Raw genomic sequence first — 14,633 nt, forward strand, 5'->3', positions numbered from 1 at the left:
TGCGACGTTCCCCAGATCGTCCTTGAAGGACGGCGCGGCGGCAGCGCCCTCGCCGTCACCACGCTTCACGCCGTTATGGAGAGCGCGTAGGGATATGGAATTGGGGGAGGGGAGTCTATGCGAGAGGCGTTCGTTCCGGCAGGAAACAAAATATCCAGAATATAAGTCAATAATCTAAATATATTAAATAAACAGTCTTCACATTGCCTTTTCAGAAAGATGATACAACAGACACTCGGCAACATCCCGTAAAACCGCAGAACAGGGATTCGATAAACGCGAAAGTCTTTGGAAAAGGAGAGGAGGGGGTCTGGGGGAAAGTTTTCCCTCCCTTCCCCAATGCGTTTCATCAACCCTGCTTCCTCAAACTTTTTCTGGGCCGCGAGAGGCAGAAGGCCAGCACGACGAGGGCGATGGTCACGCAGAACATGATGGCGGAAAGCGCGTTGATGTCCGGCTTCACGCCGAGCCGCACCATTGAGTAGATGCGCAGGGGCAGCACCTCAAACGTCGGCCCGGCCACAAAAAAGCTGATCAGCACGTCGTCCATCGACAGCGTGAACGCCAAGAGCCACCCCGCGACCACGGCGGGCATGATCACCGGCAGGATCACATAGCGGAACGCCTGCGCCTCGGTAGCCCCGAGATCGCGGGCGGCCTCCACCAGGTGCTCGTCGAATTCGGCCAGGCGCGCCAGCACGGTCAGGGCCACGAAGGGCAGGCCGAGCGTCGTGTGCGCGATGAGCATGGACACGAACCCGAGCGGCAGCTTGACGCTGATGAAGAAAATGAGCAGCGAAATCCCCATGACCATTTCCGGCGAGACGGTCAGGACGTACAGGGAGGCGTGCAGGAGCTGGCGTCCGGGGAATTCCGTGCGCTTGAGGCACAGCGCGGCGAGCACCCCGAGCAGCGTCGCCAGCGAGGCCGCCAGCGCCGCCACGGAAAGCGTGTTCACCACCGCGTCGATCAACGCGGCATTGCCGAAAAGCTGGCTGTACCACTTGAGCGTGAACCCTTTCCACGCCGACGTGTACTTGGCGGCGTTGAAGGAATACGCGATCACCACAAAGATGGGCAGAAACAGGAACGCATACACGATCCAGAGCCACAGTTTGCCGAGTTTCCGCATCATCACGCCACCTCGTCCATGCGGTCGCGCGAGGCGACCTTGCGGTTGGCCATCCGGTACACCGCGATGAGCAAGGCCAGCAGCAGCGTCAGAATGGTGCTCGCCGCCGCGCCGAGCGGCCAGTCGCGGGCCACCATGAACTGGTTCTTGATGAAGTTGCCGATGAGCATACTCTTGGCCCCGCCGAGGATTTCAGGGATATAGAACGCCCCGAGCGAAGGCAGGAAAACGAGCATCGAGCCCGCGATGATGCCGGGCAGGGTCAGCGGGAACGTGACGTGCCAAAACGACTGGAAGCCGCTGGCCCCGAGATCCCGGGCCGCGTCGAGCAGGCGGCTGTCCAGCTTTTCGATGGATGCGTACAGCGGCAAAACCATGAACGGAAGGAACGTGTACAGGATGCCCATGAACACCGCGAAATCGCCGTACATAAAGGACACGGGCTGTTCCGTAACCCCGAGCCACATCAGCAGCGTGCTGATGAGCCCGTTGGCCTTGAGGATCAGGATGAGCGCATAGGTACGGATAAGCGAGTTCGTCCAGAACGGGATGATGACCAGCAGGAGCAGCCACGGCTTCATCTTGGCGCTGGCCCGGGCGATCCGGTAGGCGAACGGATAGCCCACCAGCAGGCACGCCAGCGTGCTCATGAAGGCCAGCCACAGGGATTCCCACAGGATTTTCAGGAACGTGGGATCGAGCAGGCGCAGGTAGTTGTCCAGCGTGAACTGCGGCAATACGAAATCCTGCTCGCCGCGCGTCAGCACCGTCACCACCAGAAGGCCGATATTCGGCAGCAAAGCGAACAACAGCAGCCACAACGCCGTGACGCCGATGGAAAAGCGGTTGAAAAAGGCCCTAGTCTGCTTCATACGGCAACACCACTTCCCAACCGTCAACCCAAGTCACGGCAACGCGCTCCCCGCGGTTGTAGCTGATTTCCGCGTCGTCCTCGTTGAAGAACTCGGCAACGGAAAGGGTCTCGCCGCTGTCGAGGGCGATGGAAATATCCACGGTCGCCCCCTTATAGACGGTTTCCTCAATGCGCCCGGTGAGGTACGGCCCTTCGGGGCGCTCGTCGTCATGCGCATAGACGCGGATGTCCTCGGGCCGCAAAAGCACGTTCACCCGATCCCCCGCCGCGAACGGGCGCGACGTGCGCAGGGTGAAGCGGCGGCCGCTGATGTCCGCGATATAGATGCCCTCGCCGGGCACGGACATGATCCGCGCGGGCAGGATGTTGATCTCGCCGACGAAACGGGCGACGTACAGGTTGGACGGCTCCTCGTAGATTTCCTGAGGCGTGCCGATCTGTTCGATGCGGCCCTGATTCATGACCACAACGCGATCGGACATCGCAAAAGCCTCTTCCTGATCGTGGGTCACGAACACGAAGGTGATGCCGAGGCGTCGCTGGAGACGTTTGATCTCAAGCTGCATGGCGCGCCGCAGCTTGTAGTCGAGGGCGCTGAACGGCTCGTCGAGCAGCAGCACCAGCGGCTTGTTGACCACGGCGCGGGCGATGGCCACGCGCTGCTGCTGGCCGCCGGAAAGCTGATGCGGGCGACGGTCCGCGTACTGTTCGAGATGCACCATGCGCAGGGCTTCCAGCACCCTGCCCTCGATCTCGCCTTTCGGACAGGACTGCATCCGAAGCCCGAAAGCCACGTTGTCGCGCACGGTCATATGCGGGAACAGCGCGTAATTCTGAAACACGGTATTGACCTGACGGCGCTCCGGCGGGACGTCGTTCATCCGCTGCCCGCCGATGGATACGTCTCCCTGATCCGGGGTCTCGAAGCCCGAAAGGATTCGCAGGATGGTCGTCTTGCCGCAACCGGAAGGCCCAAGGAGGGTCAGAAACTCGCCGTTGCTGATACTCAGATCAATGCCCTCAAGCGCGCGAGTGTCCTCGAAAGATTTGTCCACACCCCTCAATTCGATGATATTGTCCTGTCCGGTCATTCTTCCCGACTGCCTCCGTATCCTTGTATGGAAGGGCGCGCGTCCCCGAACGGGATCGCCACATATCGGCCATTCACGGCTCCGCTCGTCCTTCAGTGCAGATTCTTGCGAAAAAGCCTTCAGCGGCTTGTCCGGGCGGCCCGTCAGGACTCCCGAAGGCTGTCTCAGGACCTTCTCTTTCACGCATCCTCTACATGAGGCGGGTCAAAGGGTCAAGAAAAGCCCCATCCATGATTTTACAGCTAACCTTTTGTTTCTAAAGATTTTGTCAAAACACGCCCTTTCCTTTTTTCCACAGGTGCCAAAAAAACGCTTGTCTTTCATTTTGGTTCGGGCTAAGAAGGGCTTCTTCACGGGATGTGGCTCAGTCTGGTAGAGCGCTGCGTTCGGGACGCAGAGACCGCGCGTTCAAATCGCGCCATCCCGACCACTTGGGTCTTAAGGGTTTGCTTCACGGCAAACCCTTTTTTCATGCCCAATGCACGGCGCAAAAAAAGGAATCCTTCCGTATGAAGAATTCCCTCTTCGGCGCGGGGAAAACCCACCGCACGCCTGCGTCCTCAGATTGCGTCGGCAACCACCGACTGCGGGGTCAGCAGATCCGCATGTATGGCCAGCCAGATGCACGGGGAACTGGTGTAAACCACCCGGTGCTTCCTGCGCTTCGGCAGAAACAGCGAATCCCCTTTCTTCAGCCCCACTTCCTCGCCATCCATGTAGTGCAGGCGGGCTTCGCCCTCAAGCACCACAACCCACTCGTCCAGATCCTGATCGTACCATTCCCCTTCGGGAGTGACCTGCCCGTTGGATACGATGCGCTCCACGCGGATGCTCCCCGCACCCGCCGCAAGCGTATCGAAAAGTTCCGGCTCTTCAAGAGAGGGGTACGCGTCTTTATCTACAAAAAGGATGTTACGTTTTCCGTTCATAGTTATACCTCCATCCTCAACTATAGGCTCCGCTGTACTTTCTGTCCATGCCGCTATTTATCATTTTCAATCCTCCGCCGGCGGGTATACGCCTTGAAAAAAGAATGCGGCCCCAATCTCTACGGATGGAGGAGAAAACATGCGATTCGGTTATACGCTGCTCTTGGCGGGAGCCCTCTCCCTCGGTATCGGCATCCAAGCTCAAGCCGACGATTTTATTCCCCAGAAAGCGGGAAATGTCACCATCAGCCTCCCTTCCGGCTGGGAAGTCCTCCCCAAGGGAGTCCTGAAACAGTTCTCCCAAGAGAATGGCCCTGAAATCCTGCTTCTGGCACAAGGCCCTGCGGACGACTTCCTCAAACTGAGCATCATCAGAAATCCCGATCCCGGCACGCAAGAGGCATTTCTCAAACAAGATGCCGCACAAACGGAAAAACGCTGCAAGAAGCTCATCGGCGAACTGGAAAGCCAGCTTGGCACAGGCAAAGCTGAAGCCACATGCGGCAAGGTCGAGAACAACGGCGTCGCCGCCCTCGCTACCCAAATGACCATCCCCGCTCAGGATAACCGCCCGGAACTCATCAACATGACGTGGACCTACCCCAATGGGGACAAGGGTGTGATCGCAAACGCCATGTTCCTGAAGAAGGACGCCGGGAAGTACGAGGCCGACGTCAAGAAGGCCCTCCAGTCCGTCAAGTTCGACAAGTAAAGGGCATTACGGCAACCCCTGCCGGACTTTGGGGATTCCAGCGCGGCCTTTTCGCCAGCAGAGGCCACACCCCGGACTCTTTAGGAATAAAAAACGCTTCACTATCCGGTTCACACGGACACTGAAGCGTTTTTCTTTTTCCGGAACACATGGCCGTGCCCATTTTCACGCCACGGCATACATCCTTTTCCCACAAAACAGAGAAATCCCCATCCTCCGCCGGAACGAACTCCCTCCACGCCGCCTCCCCACCAGCCAAAAGTCTTGGGAGGGAGAGAGGAGGGGTTTGGGGAGGGGGAGAGGGAGCCTTTCCTCAGAAAGGCTCCCTCTCCCCTCCCCGATATCATCCCATCATCTCCGCCTAGAACTCCAACGAGCCCGGCGTACGGGGGAACGGGAGCGCGTCGCGGATATTGGAAATACCGGTGAGCATCATGACGAGGCGCTCGAAGCCCATGCCAAACCCGGAATGCGGAACCGAGCCGAAACGGCGCAGATCCAAGTACCACCAATAGTTTGCGGGATCCTGATTCATCTCGCGGATACGGCTTTCGAGCACGTCGAGGCGCTCCTCGCGCTGGCTGCCGCCGATGAGTTCGCCGATGCGGGGAACCAGTACGTCCATCGCGGCCACGGTCTCACGGTCGTCGTTCTGGCGCATATAGAAAGCCTTGATCTCTTTGGGATAGTCATACACCGCCACCGGGCGCTTGAAATGTTCCTCGGCGAGGAAACGCTCGTGCTCGGTCTGCAAATCAAGGCCAAACTTGGCGGGGTACTCGAAATTCTTTCCGCTCGCTTTCAAAATATCGATGGCCTCGCGGTAGGAACAGCGCGCAAAGGGCTGCGCCACCATACCCTTGAGGCGATCCACCAGCCCCTTGTCCACAAAGCGATCGAACAGATCCATATCGTCGGCGCGGCGTTCGAGGACACGGTTGATCACAAAGCAGGTCAGGCTCTCGGCCAGATCCATGTTGTCGTTGATATCCGTGAAGGCCACTTCCGGCTCGATCATCCAGAATTCCGCAGCGTGACGGGGGGTATTGGAATTTTCGGCGCGGAAGGTCGGGCCGAACGTGTAGACTTTGCCGAGCCCAAGGGCCAGCGCTTCGGCCTCAAGCTGGCCGGAAACAGTCAGGCTGCACTCCTTGCCGAAAAAATCCTGCGCATAGGGGTTTTCGCCGGGCTTCACGGGCGTGTTCAGAGGCAGGGTCGTCACCCGGAACATTTCACCCGCGCCTTCGCAGTCGGACCCCGTCAGGATGGGCGTATGCACATAATAAAACCCGTTCTGATAGAAAAAGTCGTGCACGGCGTGCGCGGCTTCGGCACGGATGCGGAAGGCCGCCCCGTACTTGTTGGTACGGGAACGCAAGTGCGCAATGGTACGCAGGAACTCGTCGGAATGGCGCTTCTTCTGAAGCGGGAAGGTTTCAGGATCGGCGAGGCCGAACACGGTCATATCCTTGGCCCGCACTTCCCATTTCTGGCCTTTGCCGGGCGACTCGACAAGTTCGCCCGTAACGGCGACGCACGCGCCCGTGTTGACGCCTTCCAGTTTATCCCATGCGGCAGTCCCCTCATCAACAATACACTGGATGTTGCCGAGGCAGGAACCGTCGTTGAGTTCGAGGAACGAAAAACCCTTGGCGTCGCGGCGGGTCCGGACCCAGCCGCCGATACGGATTTCAGACGCGGCGGACGCCGCACCGAGCGCTTCAGCTACAGGAGTACGCAGCATAGAGCCTCCTCAGATTATATGTTATTTCTTGATTTTTGCCCGTATGAACTCGATAACCACCGGCAGGACCGAAACGATGATGATGCCGTAAATGACGACACTGAAATTGTTCTTTACGATCGGGATGTTGCCGAGGAAATACCCGGCGGAAACCAGCCCCGCCACCCAGAGGATGGCCCCGGTGATGTTGAAAGACAGGAACTTGACCGGGGACATGAGCGCAATCCCAGCCACAAACGGCGCAAAGGTACGCACGATGGGAATGAACCGGGCCAGGATAATGGCCTTTCCGCCATGCCGTTCGTAAAACGCATGGGCCTTGAGCAAGTGCTCCTTGTTCAGAAACCGTGTCTCCCGGCTGAATATACTCGGCCCCACGTGCCGCCCGATCTCATAATTTACGGCATCCCCCAAAATCGCCGCCCCCAGCAGGACAAGCATACACACGGGATAACTGAGATGCCCGGCTCCGGCCACGGTCCCCGCCGCAAACAGCAGCGAGTCGCCCGGCAGGAAAGGCGTCACCACCAGACCGGTTTCGCAGAACACGACGATAAACAGAAAAAGATACAGCAGCGCCCCATATTCCGCGACAAGTGCGAAAAGATGCTGATCGATATGCAGGACAAACGAAATCGCCTGTTCAAAAAGAGAAAGGTCCGTCATGAAAAAGTCCTGAGCACGCAAATACAGGTTTGAAACGGTTTGGAAAACAGCGCACAGGATACGGACAGACCTGTGGAGAATCAAGTCCTGATCGCCCCTTCAAATGTCCGTAATCCATTTGTCACAATCTCCCTTTACGGCCCGCCCGCGCCCCTGACGCCGTAAGTGCCGCAAGCCGTCCCCAACACCTTTTATTCCTCCAAAAGGAAAATGGCTTGACTTTAAACCGGGGACAAGCTATTGATTCCCCCTGTATTGGCCATCGGTCAATGCGCCAGCATAGCTCAGCTGGTAGAGCAACTGATTCGTAATCAGTAGGTCCACGGTTCAAATCCGCGTGCTGGCTCCAGAGAAATCAAGGGGTTACATCCAAAAGATGTAACCCCTTTTTCTGTACTGTCCGCAAATTGTACGCAAACTGTCCGCACGAATACAGACAACATATTTATTTAATTAAATAAACACTGTACGCAAACTGTCCGCATCACCCTTTTTCAGGGTGTCCGCAAAAAATCAGTAGATGCCTCCGCTTCCCTCCCCGCTTGTTTGAAAAAAACGTTCTTCCCCTTCATAGTCAGTAGGTTACGCCGTCCCACCTTGTGCCAAGGCGAAAAACACGGATGGCGTCCCCATGCACTTTTCGGCAATCCATGCGGGATCTACTCTTTCCCCCTTCTTAGCTCCACGCCTCGCTTTCCGCCTGTCATGGCATCCCGGGGACATGGCATTGTTCAGACACTCAAAAAGCCCGGGGGCGGGGTGGATGAGTGCTTTTTCTTGGCTGGCCGTTCTCCGGACGCAAAAAAGGCGCGGATTGCTCCGCGCCTTTTCCTTTTTGGCCTCAGCTTGCCACTCTTTGGGCCGTAATCGCCGCATAATCCGGGGAAAGTTCGACTCCGATACACGTTCGGCCCGTATCCCGTGCCGCTTCAGCCGTGCTCCCGCCGCCGATGAAGGGGTCCAGCACCGTCCCGCCTTCCGGGACCACTTCCATAAGTTCCCGCAGGAGCTCAACGGGCTTGCTCGTCAGGTGGTTCTTTTTCTTGTGGTCCACCGTATGCGCGTACAGCCCGGGCAGGCACCGGGGGCCGCGGTAGCCCAGCCGTCCCTTGCTGGCGAAGATCACAAACTCGGCCTCCCTGCGGAACTCCCCGCGCAGCGGCCGCCCGGTCCGCTTGTGCCAGACCACGACGCCCCGCCACGTCCAGCCCGCCGCCTGTACAGCGTCAGTCATGGCGGGAAGCTGCCGCCAGTCCGAAAACATGAGCAGGGGCGATCCGTCCCTGGCCACGCGCCAGCACTCGGCAAGCCACAACGTAGCCCACATGATGAACGAGCGCTGATCCCGGTTGTCCCCGAACATCGGCGGGTATGTCTTCACTGTCCCGTTGTTCTGATACTTGACCGCGGGATCGGCCTGGCGTGCGGAAAGCATGAGCCCGCCGCTTGAATAGGGCGGATCGGTAATCACGGCATCCACGCAATGAGGGGGAAAGGACTGCAAAACGGCCAGCGCATCCCCTTGGTACAAGGTCAGCGCGGGGTCTTCAAAAAAGGGCTTCATGAATCCTCTTGATGCGGGGCTCTCGGCCCTCTCGTCTGGCGCCCGGGGCGCTCAAGCAATCTTATCTGTCCGGACGTTCCCGAACCGGAAGCCCCTCCGCCCGCATGATGCAGGCGGCTACGGCATACGCCTGTTGGGGAGTGATCGCGTTTCCAAGGGCTTTCAGCCTGCGCACCCACACCGGGACAAGCTCACGGGGAAGGGGCCTTACTCCTGCGGGGCCGTCCAACCTTGCGGGACGCCCATCATCCACTCGGCGAAGGACACATCCACCATATGCCTCCCGGATGGACGCGCGGCGCGCCCGGTCAATCCGTACTCCCAACCAAGGAGCCACGCGCCAAGGTTGGTCGCCTTCTCCCAGACTTCCGGCGAGCGAAGATAAAACCCCATGCTCTGGGTCACGCTTATGACCGTTGGGGTAGGCAACAAGGAAAACCCGCTCGCGCCGATGCGGGGCGCCGACCGCGGCTGCGGGAAGCACTTCCCACTCCGCATCATACCCGACCGCGGCCAGATCCTGCAGGACTGCCTCAACCCCTGCGGCGAGCAGCCCCGGCACGTTTTCAATGATGACATACCCCGGCCTGATTTCTTCAATGAGTCTCGCGTATTCATGCCACAACCCGCTCCGTGTCCCTTTCGCAATCCCTTTCCGTTTCCCCGCCAGGCTCACGTCCTGGCATGGGAACCCCCCGCACAATACATCGACCGGGGGCAGATCCGCCCCCCGCAGCTCCCGGACATCCTCATATATGGGGATGCCCGGCCAGTGCCTCCGCAATATCGAACGGCAAAAAGGATCCACTTCACAGAAAAAACGGTGCTTCATCCCGGCCCATTCCAGCCCGAGGTCGCACAGCCCCGCCCCTGAAAAAAGGCTCCCTACAGTGACGTCTCGCAAGTGTGCCCCTGTTTCCGGCACTCTTGGCGCTCACGGTCGGGGCTCGCGGCCCTCACGTGGTTGTCCGCCCCGCAACGGGGGCATCGGATTTCAAGGTCAACGGCGAGGCCGCGGGCAAGCAGCTTTCCGCAATGCCCGCAGCGGATTTCCGGCAAGTCGTTCCTCATGTCGTAATCTGCCCCAGCTTCTCCCTATGTTGCCCGGCCGCGGCCCGGTGCCCGGACACGCTGCCGCCCTGGTTGATGGTTCCCGCGTCGGGGTGGTCATGGGCGGCGAGGACATCCAGCGCCGCCAGCACCTCGTCACAGAAACCGAGAAATTCCCTGAATACGGACGTCCCGCCGCCGTCCCCGCCTCCCGCGTTGAAGCCGATGGTCGACTCGGAATTGAAGGTCATTTGCGCCGCCGTGACCGTTTTCGCGCCGCCTACCTTCTCCGTGCTCGCCCCGGAGACGGTTGTGGTTTCGTCGCCGCCGATCTTCCGGTTCCTTGCGCCGGCTACTTCATCCCCGGCGTTGCCCGCAACCTTCGCCGTGCGGTTCCCGCCCACATCCTCGGCGAAGTCGCCGCCCGTGGTGTCCGTGCGGGCCTTGCCCGTTGTGATGGTCGAATGCGCGCCCGCGGTCATGTTGACGTTGCCGAGCGAGCCGAGATCCGCCCGCAGCCCGCCCACAAGCGACAAGGTTGTGGCCTCGATCTGTTTGATGCCGCCCACGCTTTCCTTGGAGTGCTCCCGGATGGTCCGCGTTTCCGTGCCGAGTTCGTCCGCGGACGTCTGGGCCCGGACCACGCGCTCCCGGCTGGCGTCCTCGATCTTCGCCTCCGTCGCCCGCGTCCAGTTGCCGCCAGCGTCCGCCCGCTGGTAGACGGCGGGCGTGCTCTGCCAGAGCTGTTCGCCCTGCGCCACCTCGGGAAGCGACACGCCGAGGGGATAGGTTTGCCGGATGATCGGATGATCCGGCCTTCCGTAGGCGAACCCGACCACGACCTGCGCGCCTGGTTCCGGGAAGCTGAAAAAGCCTTTCTCCTGCCCCGCCCCGGTCGGCACGGGAAGGGGGACCGCCGTGTAGGTCGGGAAGGCCGGATCGGGCTCCCCGTCCGCCGTGAGTATCTGGATGTCCACGGCATAGCGCGGGCGGAAACGTTCCGAGGCCGCGCCCTGCCCCGGCGCATCGGCCACGGCCAGCACCCGGGCGTAGCGGTCAAGGTGCAGCCCCGCGCCGAGTTCCGGGAAAAGCCCTTTGACGGCCCGCCTGATAGCCTCCCTCATGCCTCCGCCTCCATGCCGAGCGTCATTTCATGCCCGGAAAAACGTACCGTCCGCACCCTGTCCCCGTTGACGACGCACCCGGGACGCATGGACGGGATCAAGGTCATGACCTTGCCCCCGGTGGCCAAAGCCCGGGAAAATACCGCCTGCGGGATTTCGACCGGGCGTTCCGGCCAGCGCGAGTCCTGCCAGCTCCCCACAAAGATTTTTCCATCCCCCTGCGTCTGCCAGACGTAATCGGGAATCTGAAAGGCGCGGCCGATGTTGGCCAGCCCGTCAAGGCCAGTCCCGAACGTGTCAAAGGCCGGGATCTTGGTGTCGGCGTAGGGCCGTTCCGGAAGGATGAAACGCAAGCCCGTCTTGTCCGCATAGGCCGCCAGCACTTCCCGCAGCGTCGGGTGGCGCATAGCAAGCGGGATCGGAGTGTCGAGCTTCGCGGCGATCTCGCGGCACATGAGCCTTTGCTGGCTCCCGTCCATCGTCGTGCAGCGTTCGACATACCCGGCGAAGACAAGGGCGTCCCGGCCGTTCACGGCATAGCCCATAGCGAACGCGACGAACCCGGAAACGGGCTCTTTGCTCACCACCTGAAACACGGCCCGCCCCGGCGCGGAAAGCTCCAGCCGCACGTCCTCATAAACGAGTGGCAGATCGCCGGAAGGGGTGGCAAGGCGTTTTCTGATCTTCATGGATACCTTCCTTGACTCTTCCGGGCCGTCCCGGTAATACTCATTTCACTATCTCGTTGGCAGTGTCCGCGCCGCTGTTTTAAACTATGCGCGCTCTGCCCGGCATCCGCTGGGTTTCTTTTTGGGCAGTATTGCCCTTTCTTCGCAGCATTTTTGCCGGGCCGATAGCTCCCAATACAACACCCGCAAGGGGAATAAGAGCAGCCGTCCAACGCGGTAGTTGAGACCCGGCATTTCTCATATCCAATGCCTCACTACTAAATCGTTGGAGTTTCCCATGTCACACACGCTTTCAGCCCCTCTGCTGTCCCGCCTCTCGTCCCTGTCCGCCGAACTTTCCGAACTGTGCGGCCTGTGCGATCTGCTGGCCGACCCCATGCCCCGGAACTTCATTCAGGCTTCGCTCCGCACACTCAGCGACATGGCGGAGGACGCATCCGAGACGTTGGGGCAATTCGCCGATGCAACGCGGGGTTCCAAGCGGCGCATCCTGCCCGCCCTGCTGGACGGCTATACCCGCGATCTCGCCCTTGTGCCGCCCGTGATGAACGCCCTTGCCGCCGCCAGCGACGCGGAACAGCGGCTTGCCCTCGAATGGCTCGGCCACCTCACGGACAAGTGCGTCTCCACCGCCGGAAGGCTGGCTTGCGAGATCGTGAAGGAACTTGAAGCGCAGCCCCTTGAAGTCCTCGCGTAACCTCCCCTAAAAAAGCCCACCAGACGCCCCGCGCCCTACCGACGCGGGGCGTTTTATTTGGGGTCCGCCGTTTCGGAATCGGAAGAGGAGTCATACGCTCCGATAAAATTATCCCTTCCCTTGAGCCACGCCCAAAAACCGCCGAGTTCCTCCATTCCAGCATCCCCGGATGCAGCCGCCACCGCCGCCCCATTGTTCTGCCCGGTGCTGGTTGGCTTGGCCTTCTCCCGGGCCTCGGCGCGTTCCGGGACGGACTTGTGTTCCGCCAGCGTGAACTGGACGTTCCAGCACTTCCGGCCCTCCTGCTCATCCCATGACACCCGATCCGAAAAGACCACCTGCCGGATGCCCGCGGCGTTGGCCGTGGTGTTGGCGATGGTGTAGACCTTGGCCCCGCTGCCGCCCTTGGCTTCCGAGACGCGGATCAGCTCGCGCAGATCCGATTCATCCTTATAGCGGATCTGCGTCGTGACCGTGAGCGTCTTTGCCTTGATGCCCTTCTCCGCCTTGGTGGTTGAACTGGTGTCGCCGCTGGCGTCCTGTTTCTTCAACGTGAACGAACCGGACACCCGCAAGCCGAACCCCGGGACTTTATAGTCGTCTAGGCGCATCGTGATCATGGGTAAGAACGTCTCCTGAAAGTACGCGAGTTGAGGGGCGCTCCCGACGAACAGCAAGGCCGCCGTGAGTTTGTGTGCGGCGTTGGCCGGGGGCGCGATGAGCGACAAGTCCCGCGAAAGCTCGCCCAGATCGCCGGACAGGTACGCCCCGAACCAGCTTGCGTTCGTGCCCTGCATGGCCTGCTTGAGGGCGTCGATCTTCTTCACGGCCGCGCCGAGTTGCGTCTGCAGACGTTCCCCGGCCTGTTTGAGGGCATCCAGCGGAGCCGTTGCCGCGGCCTTGGCCGCCTCCATCCGGGCCAGCACCGTTCCCGTCACCTGCTCGAAAGCCGCCCCCGTGGACGGCGTGCCCGGGGTGAGCCATTCCCACGGCGGGAAGCACGGGGCTTTCGGGATGACGAACTTGTCCAGCTCCAGCGTTGCAAGGGCCGCGGCCCGGCGTCCGGCCTGCTCCAGCTCACGGAGCGGAAAAACGCCGTTGAACGCGCCGAGCGCATCCATAAACGCGGAAAGATCCGGAGCGGTCACGACGAGCACCAGCGCGGCGCCCCCTTGCGGCGCGTCCCCCGTCAGGCAGGCCGGGACGCACCGGGCGGAAAGGGAGGCAAGGGCGTTCTCCGGGGTGAGCCACGCATAGTCGCCTTTCCTGTCCCCGACGCCCTGCTGCCACGGATGGACGCACAAAACGGACACGCTGCCAGTCATAAGCCCGGCGAGCCGCCCGCGCAGCTCGTCGGCCATGCCCGCCAGCGCGGATACGTCCGGGACGGCGTTCGGGACTTTCTCAGCAAGCTCCGTCAGCTTCCCCGCCCCGGCCTGTACGTCAGAGACAAGCCCCTCAACGGCGGGCATCAGGGAATCCCCGATCCCGCTCAGGGTATCGGAAGGGGAAAAATCAACGGCGTTCCATGCGTCAAACATCTTCATGCCCTAAAGTTTTTGGATGAAGCACAGCGCATAGTACGGGGGCACCGTGCCGATCGCCTTTGCCGTGACCGTATGGCTGTGCCCGCCGTCCGTGAGCGCGTGGTTATGGGCCTCGGTCGCCACCGCGTGGGCGTGCCCGGGATCGGATACCCCATGCGCGTGCTCGCTTGAGCCGACTGTGTGGGCGTGCCCGGGGTCTGATACGCCGTGGGCGTGGCCCCATGAATTGCCTGTAGCATTAGTCCAGTTGGTTTGGGTACGTTGCGTATCACCAGGCCCCATCGGATAGTTCGTGCTACTGCCATTGTCCGCGCATGTCGTAATTGAGTGGTTGTGGTTCGGGAGTGTATTCCCGTCCAGCGTCGTCCCCTGGATGCCGATCCCCGTCCCGGCCGCCCCGGTCCAGATATTGAGGGCGGCGTTCTGGATGCCGATTCCGGTTCCCGAGCTTCCCGCCGTGCCCCCTGGCGCGGCATCGGCAAGGCTGATCCCCGTCTTGGCCGTCCCGGTGCTCACGTCCGGCGTTGCCGATTCCGCCCCGCCCTTCGAGCCTTGCGGGTAGTTCCTTCCGCTTGCCACCACGAACCGATCGAGCAAGTCCGGCGTCCCGTTCGTGCCGTCACAGAGAGCCCACCCCCTCGGGATGGTATCCGCCGAACCGCCCCACATGAGGATGACCCCGGACGGGACAAGGAAGCCGGACATTTCAACGAGCCGCGCCTTGATTTCAGCGATCATGCGTACCGCCTGCGGAAGAGCCATTTACAGCACCCCCAAAGGCAAAAGTTCGCAACCAAAGGTCTCTCTCTCTCTC

At 60.9% G+C, this 14,633-nt stretch carries 16 protein-coding genes, 2 tRNA genes and 1 pseudogene; 5 read left to right on the plus strand and 14 right to left on the minus strand.

The window, feature by feature from the left end; translation table 11 throughout:
* The coding region (locus tag HMPREF0178_RS21485) for a precorrin-8X methylmutase (RefSeq protein WP_009368193.1) at window positions 1–90 on the plus strand (90 nt) is incomplete at its 5' end.
* Window positions 91–349: 259 nt separating this feature from the next.
* Here the strand turns inward: HMPREF0178_RS21485 and potC are convergent.
* The 3 genes from potC to potA are packed head-to-tail and all read right to left on the minus strand — an operon-like array spanning window position 350 to window position 3,097.
* Window positions 350–1,135 carry a spermidine/putrescine ABC transporter permease PotC gene (potC, locus tag HMPREF0178_RS07660; RefSeq protein ID WP_005027980.1) on the minus strand — a complete coding sequence of 262 codons (786 nt, stop codon included), beginning with the start codon at window positions 1,133–1,135 and terminating at the stop codon, window positions 350–352.
* Window positions 1,135–2,004 carry an ABC transporter permease gene (locus HMPREF0178_RS07665; RefSeq protein WP_009368195.1) on the minus strand — a complete coding sequence of 290 codons (870 nt, stop codon included), beginning with the start codon at window positions 2,002–2,004 and terminating at the stop codon, window positions 1,135–1,137. The genes potC and HMPREF0178_RS07665 overlap by 1 nt, the downstream gene beginning before the upstream one ends.
* Entirely contained in the window at window positions 1,991–3,097 is a 1,107-nt protein-coding gene (potA, locus tag HMPREF0178_RS07670) for a spermidine/putrescine ABC transporter ATP-binding protein PotA (RefSeq protein WP_005027982.1), read from the minus strand. Before potA ends, HMPREF0178_RS07665 begins: the two co-directional genes overlap by 14 nt.
* 353 nt (window positions 3,098–3,450) lie before the next feature.
* Between potA and HMPREF0178_RS07675 the strand changes: the two genes are divergently transcribed.
* Window positions 3,451–3,527: transfer RNA gene (locus tag HMPREF0178_RS07675), tRNA-Pro, on the plus strand.
* Window positions 3,528–3,657: 130 nt separating this feature from the next.
* On the opposite strand, the gene HMPREF0178_RS07680 is transcribed toward HMPREF0178_RS07675, so the two are convergent.
* A complete protein-coding gene (locus HMPREF0178_RS07680; protein ID WP_005027983.1) occupies window positions 3,658–4,026 on the minus strand; it encodes a cupin domain-containing protein in 369 nt (122 codons plus the stop codon).
* 139 nt (window positions 4,027–4,165) lie between these two features.
* Between HMPREF0178_RS07680 and HMPREF0178_RS07685 the strand changes: the two genes are divergently transcribed.
* A complete protein-coding gene (locus HMPREF0178_RS07685; RefSeq protein WP_005027984.1) occupies window positions 4,166–4,738 on the plus strand; it encodes a hypothetical protein in 573 nt (190 codons plus the stop codon).
* A 361-nt stretch (window positions 4,739–5,099) separates the two neighbouring features.
* Here HMPREF0178_RS07685 and asnS read toward each other — a convergent pair whose 3' ends face one another.
* Both asnS and HMPREF0178_RS07695 read right to left on the minus strand, forming a co-directional pair.
* Window positions 5,100–6,482, minus strand: a complete 1,383-nt coding sequence (asnS, locus tag HMPREF0178_RS07690; protein ID WP_005027985.1) for an asparagine--tRNA ligase — start codon at window positions 6,480–6,482, stop codon at window positions 5,100–5,102.
* Between the two features lie 21 nt (window positions 6,483–6,503).
* The gene (locus HMPREF0178_RS07695) at window positions 6,504–7,148 is read right to left on the minus strand and encodes a DedA family protein (RefSeq protein WP_009368196.1); all 645 of its coding nucleotides are present in this window, start codon (window positions 7,146–7,148) and stop codon (window positions 6,504–6,506) included.
* 273 nt (window positions 7,149–7,421) lie between these two features.
* Here HMPREF0178_RS07695 and HMPREF0178_RS07700 point away from each other — a divergent pair.
* Window positions 7,422–7,497 (plus strand) — tRNA-Thr (locus tag HMPREF0178_RS07700).
* A gap of 492 nt (window positions 7,498–7,989) precedes the next feature.
* On the opposite strand, the gene HMPREF0178_RS07705 is transcribed toward HMPREF0178_RS07700, so the two are convergent.
* The 6 genes and pseudogenes from HMPREF0178_RS07705 to HMPREF0178_RS07720 form a co-directional block, all read right to left on the minus strand.
* Window positions 7,990–8,712, minus strand: coding sequence for a site-specific DNA-methyltransferase (locus tag HMPREF0178_RS07705; protein WP_009368197.1), 723 nt, complete (start codon window positions 8,710–8,712; stop codon window positions 7,990–7,992).
* 207 nt (window positions 8,713–8,919) lie between these two features.
* Window positions 8,920–9,105, minus strand: coding sequence for a hypothetical protein (locus HMPREF0178_RS22490; RefSeq protein ID WP_232281266.1), 186 nt, complete (start codon window positions 9,103–9,105; stop codon window positions 8,920–8,922).
* 34 nt (window positions 9,106–9,139) lie between these two features.
* Window positions 9,140–9,637, minus strand: a pseudogene (locus tag HMPREF0178_RS22495) (DNA cytosine methyltransferase); the annotation flags it as partial.
* Window positions 9,598–9,783 (minus strand): Com family DNA-binding transcriptional regulator, encoded by a 186-nt coding sequence (locus tag HMPREF0178_RS20935; RefSeq protein ID WP_009368199.1) that lies wholly within the window; start codon window positions 9,781–9,783, stop codon window positions 9,598–9,600. The gene HMPREF0178_RS20935 and the pseudogene HMPREF0178_RS22495, both read right to left, overlap by 40 nt.
* Entirely contained in the window at window positions 9,780–10,886 is a 1,107-nt protein-coding gene (locus HMPREF0178_RS07715) for a phage baseplate assembly protein V (protein WP_009368200.1), read from the minus strand. Before HMPREF0178_RS07715 ends, HMPREF0178_RS20935 begins: the two co-directional genes overlap by 4 nt.
* On the minus strand, window positions 10,883–11,575 hold the full coding sequence (locus HMPREF0178_RS07720; RefSeq protein ID WP_009368201.1) for a hypothetical protein: 693 nt from the start codon (window positions 11,573–11,575) through the stop codon (window positions 10,883–10,885). The genes HMPREF0178_RS07715 and HMPREF0178_RS07720 overlap by 4 nt, the downstream gene beginning before the upstream one ends.
* 277 nt (window positions 11,576–11,852) lie before the next feature.
* Between HMPREF0178_RS07720 and HMPREF0178_RS07725 the strand changes: the two genes are divergently transcribed.
* On the plus strand, window positions 11,853–12,272 hold the full coding sequence (locus HMPREF0178_RS07725; protein ID WP_009368202.1) for a hypothetical protein: 420 nt from the start codon (window positions 11,853–11,855) through the stop codon (window positions 12,270–12,272).
* A gap of 53 nt (window positions 12,273–12,325) precedes the next feature.
* Here HMPREF0178_RS07725 and HMPREF0178_RS22500 read toward each other — a convergent pair whose 3' ends face one another.
* Both HMPREF0178_RS22500 and HMPREF0178_RS20430 read right to left on the minus strand, forming a co-directional pair.
* Window positions 12,326–13,813 carry a hypothetical protein gene (locus HMPREF0178_RS22500; RefSeq protein WP_009368203.1) on the minus strand — a complete coding sequence of 496 codons (1,488 nt, stop codon included), beginning with the start codon at window positions 13,811–13,813 and terminating at the stop codon, window positions 12,326–12,328.
* Window positions 13,814–13,822: 9 nt separating this feature from the next.
* Window positions 13,823–14,581, minus strand: a complete 759-nt coding sequence (locus tag HMPREF0178_RS20430) for a hypothetical protein (protein WP_157134908.1) — start codon at window positions 14,579–14,581, stop codon at window positions 13,823–13,825.
* Window positions 14,582–14,633: the final 52 nt, after the last annotated feature.

Source organism: Bilophila sp. 4_1_30, assembly GCF_000224655.1.
GTDB lineage: Bacteria > Desulfobacterota > Desulfovibrionia > Desulfovibrionales > Desulfovibrionaceae > Bilophila > Bilophila wadsworthia.

What these genes read in the sequence shown, in the direction of transcription:
- HMPREF0178_RS20430 (WP_157134908.1), bottom strand. Translation starts at nt 14,581, where the DNA reads ATGGCTCTTCCGCAGGCGGTACGCATGATCGCTGAAATCAAGGCGCGG.
- HMPREF0178_RS22490 (WP_232281266.1), bottom strand. Translation starts at nt 9,105, where the DNA reads ATGGGGTTTTATCTTCGCTCGCCGGAAGTCTGGGAGAAGGCGACCAAC.
- potC (WP_005027980.1), bottom strand. Translation starts at nt 1,135, where the DNA reads ATGATGCGGAAACTCGGCAAACTGTGGCTCTGGATCGTGTATGCGTTC.
- HMPREF0178_RS20935 (WP_009368199.1), bottom strand. Translation starts at nt 9,783, where the DNA reads ATGAGGAACGACTTGCCGGAAATCCGCTGCGGGCATTGCGGAAAGCTG.
- HMPREF0178_RS07680 (WP_005027983.1), bottom strand. Translation starts at nt 4,026, where the DNA reads ATGAACGGAAAACGTAACATCCTTTTTGTAGATAAAGACGCGTACCCC.
- HMPREF0178_RS07695 (WP_009368196.1), bottom strand. Translation starts at nt 7,148, where the DNA reads ATGACGGACCTTTCTCTTTTTGAACAGGCGATTTCGTTTGTCCTGCAT.
- HMPREF0178_RS07705 (WP_009368197.1), bottom strand. Translation starts at nt 8,712, where the DNA reads ATGAAGCCCTTTTTTGAAGACCCCGCGCTGACCTTGTACCAAGGGGAT.
- asnS (WP_005027985.1), bottom strand. Translation starts at nt 6,482, where the DNA reads ATGCTGCGTACTCCTGTAGCTGAAGCGCTCGGTGCGGCGTCCGCCGCG.
- HMPREF0178_RS07715 (WP_009368200.1), bottom strand. Translation starts at nt 10,886, where the DNA reads ATGAGGGAGGCTATCAGGCGGGCCGTCAAAGGGCTTTTCCCGGAACTC.
- potA (WP_005027982.1), bottom strand. Translation starts at nt 3,097, where the DNA reads ATGACCGGACAGGACAATATCATCGAATTGAGGGGTGTGGACAAATCT.
- HMPREF0178_RS07720 (WP_009368201.1), bottom strand. Translation starts at nt 11,575, where the DNA reads ATGAAGATCAGAAAACGCCTTGCCACCCCTTCCGGCGATCTGCCACTC.
- HMPREF0178_RS07685 (WP_005027984.1), top strand. Translation starts at nt 4,166, where the DNA reads ATGCGATTCGGTTATACGCTGCTCTTGGCGGGAGCCCTCTCCCTCGGT.
- HMPREF0178_RS22500 (WP_009368203.1), bottom strand. Translation starts at nt 13,813, where the DNA reads ATGTTTGACGCATGGAACGCCGTTGATTTTTCCCCTTCCGATACCCTG.
- HMPREF0178_RS07725 (WP_009368202.1), top strand. Translation starts at nt 11,853, where the DNA reads ATGTCACACACGCTTTCAGCCCCTCTGCTGTCCCGCCTCTCGTCCCTG.
- HMPREF0178_RS07665 (WP_009368195.1), bottom strand. Translation starts at nt 2,004, where the DNA reads ATGAAGCAGACTAGGGCCTTTTTCAACCGCTTTTCCATCGGCGTCACG.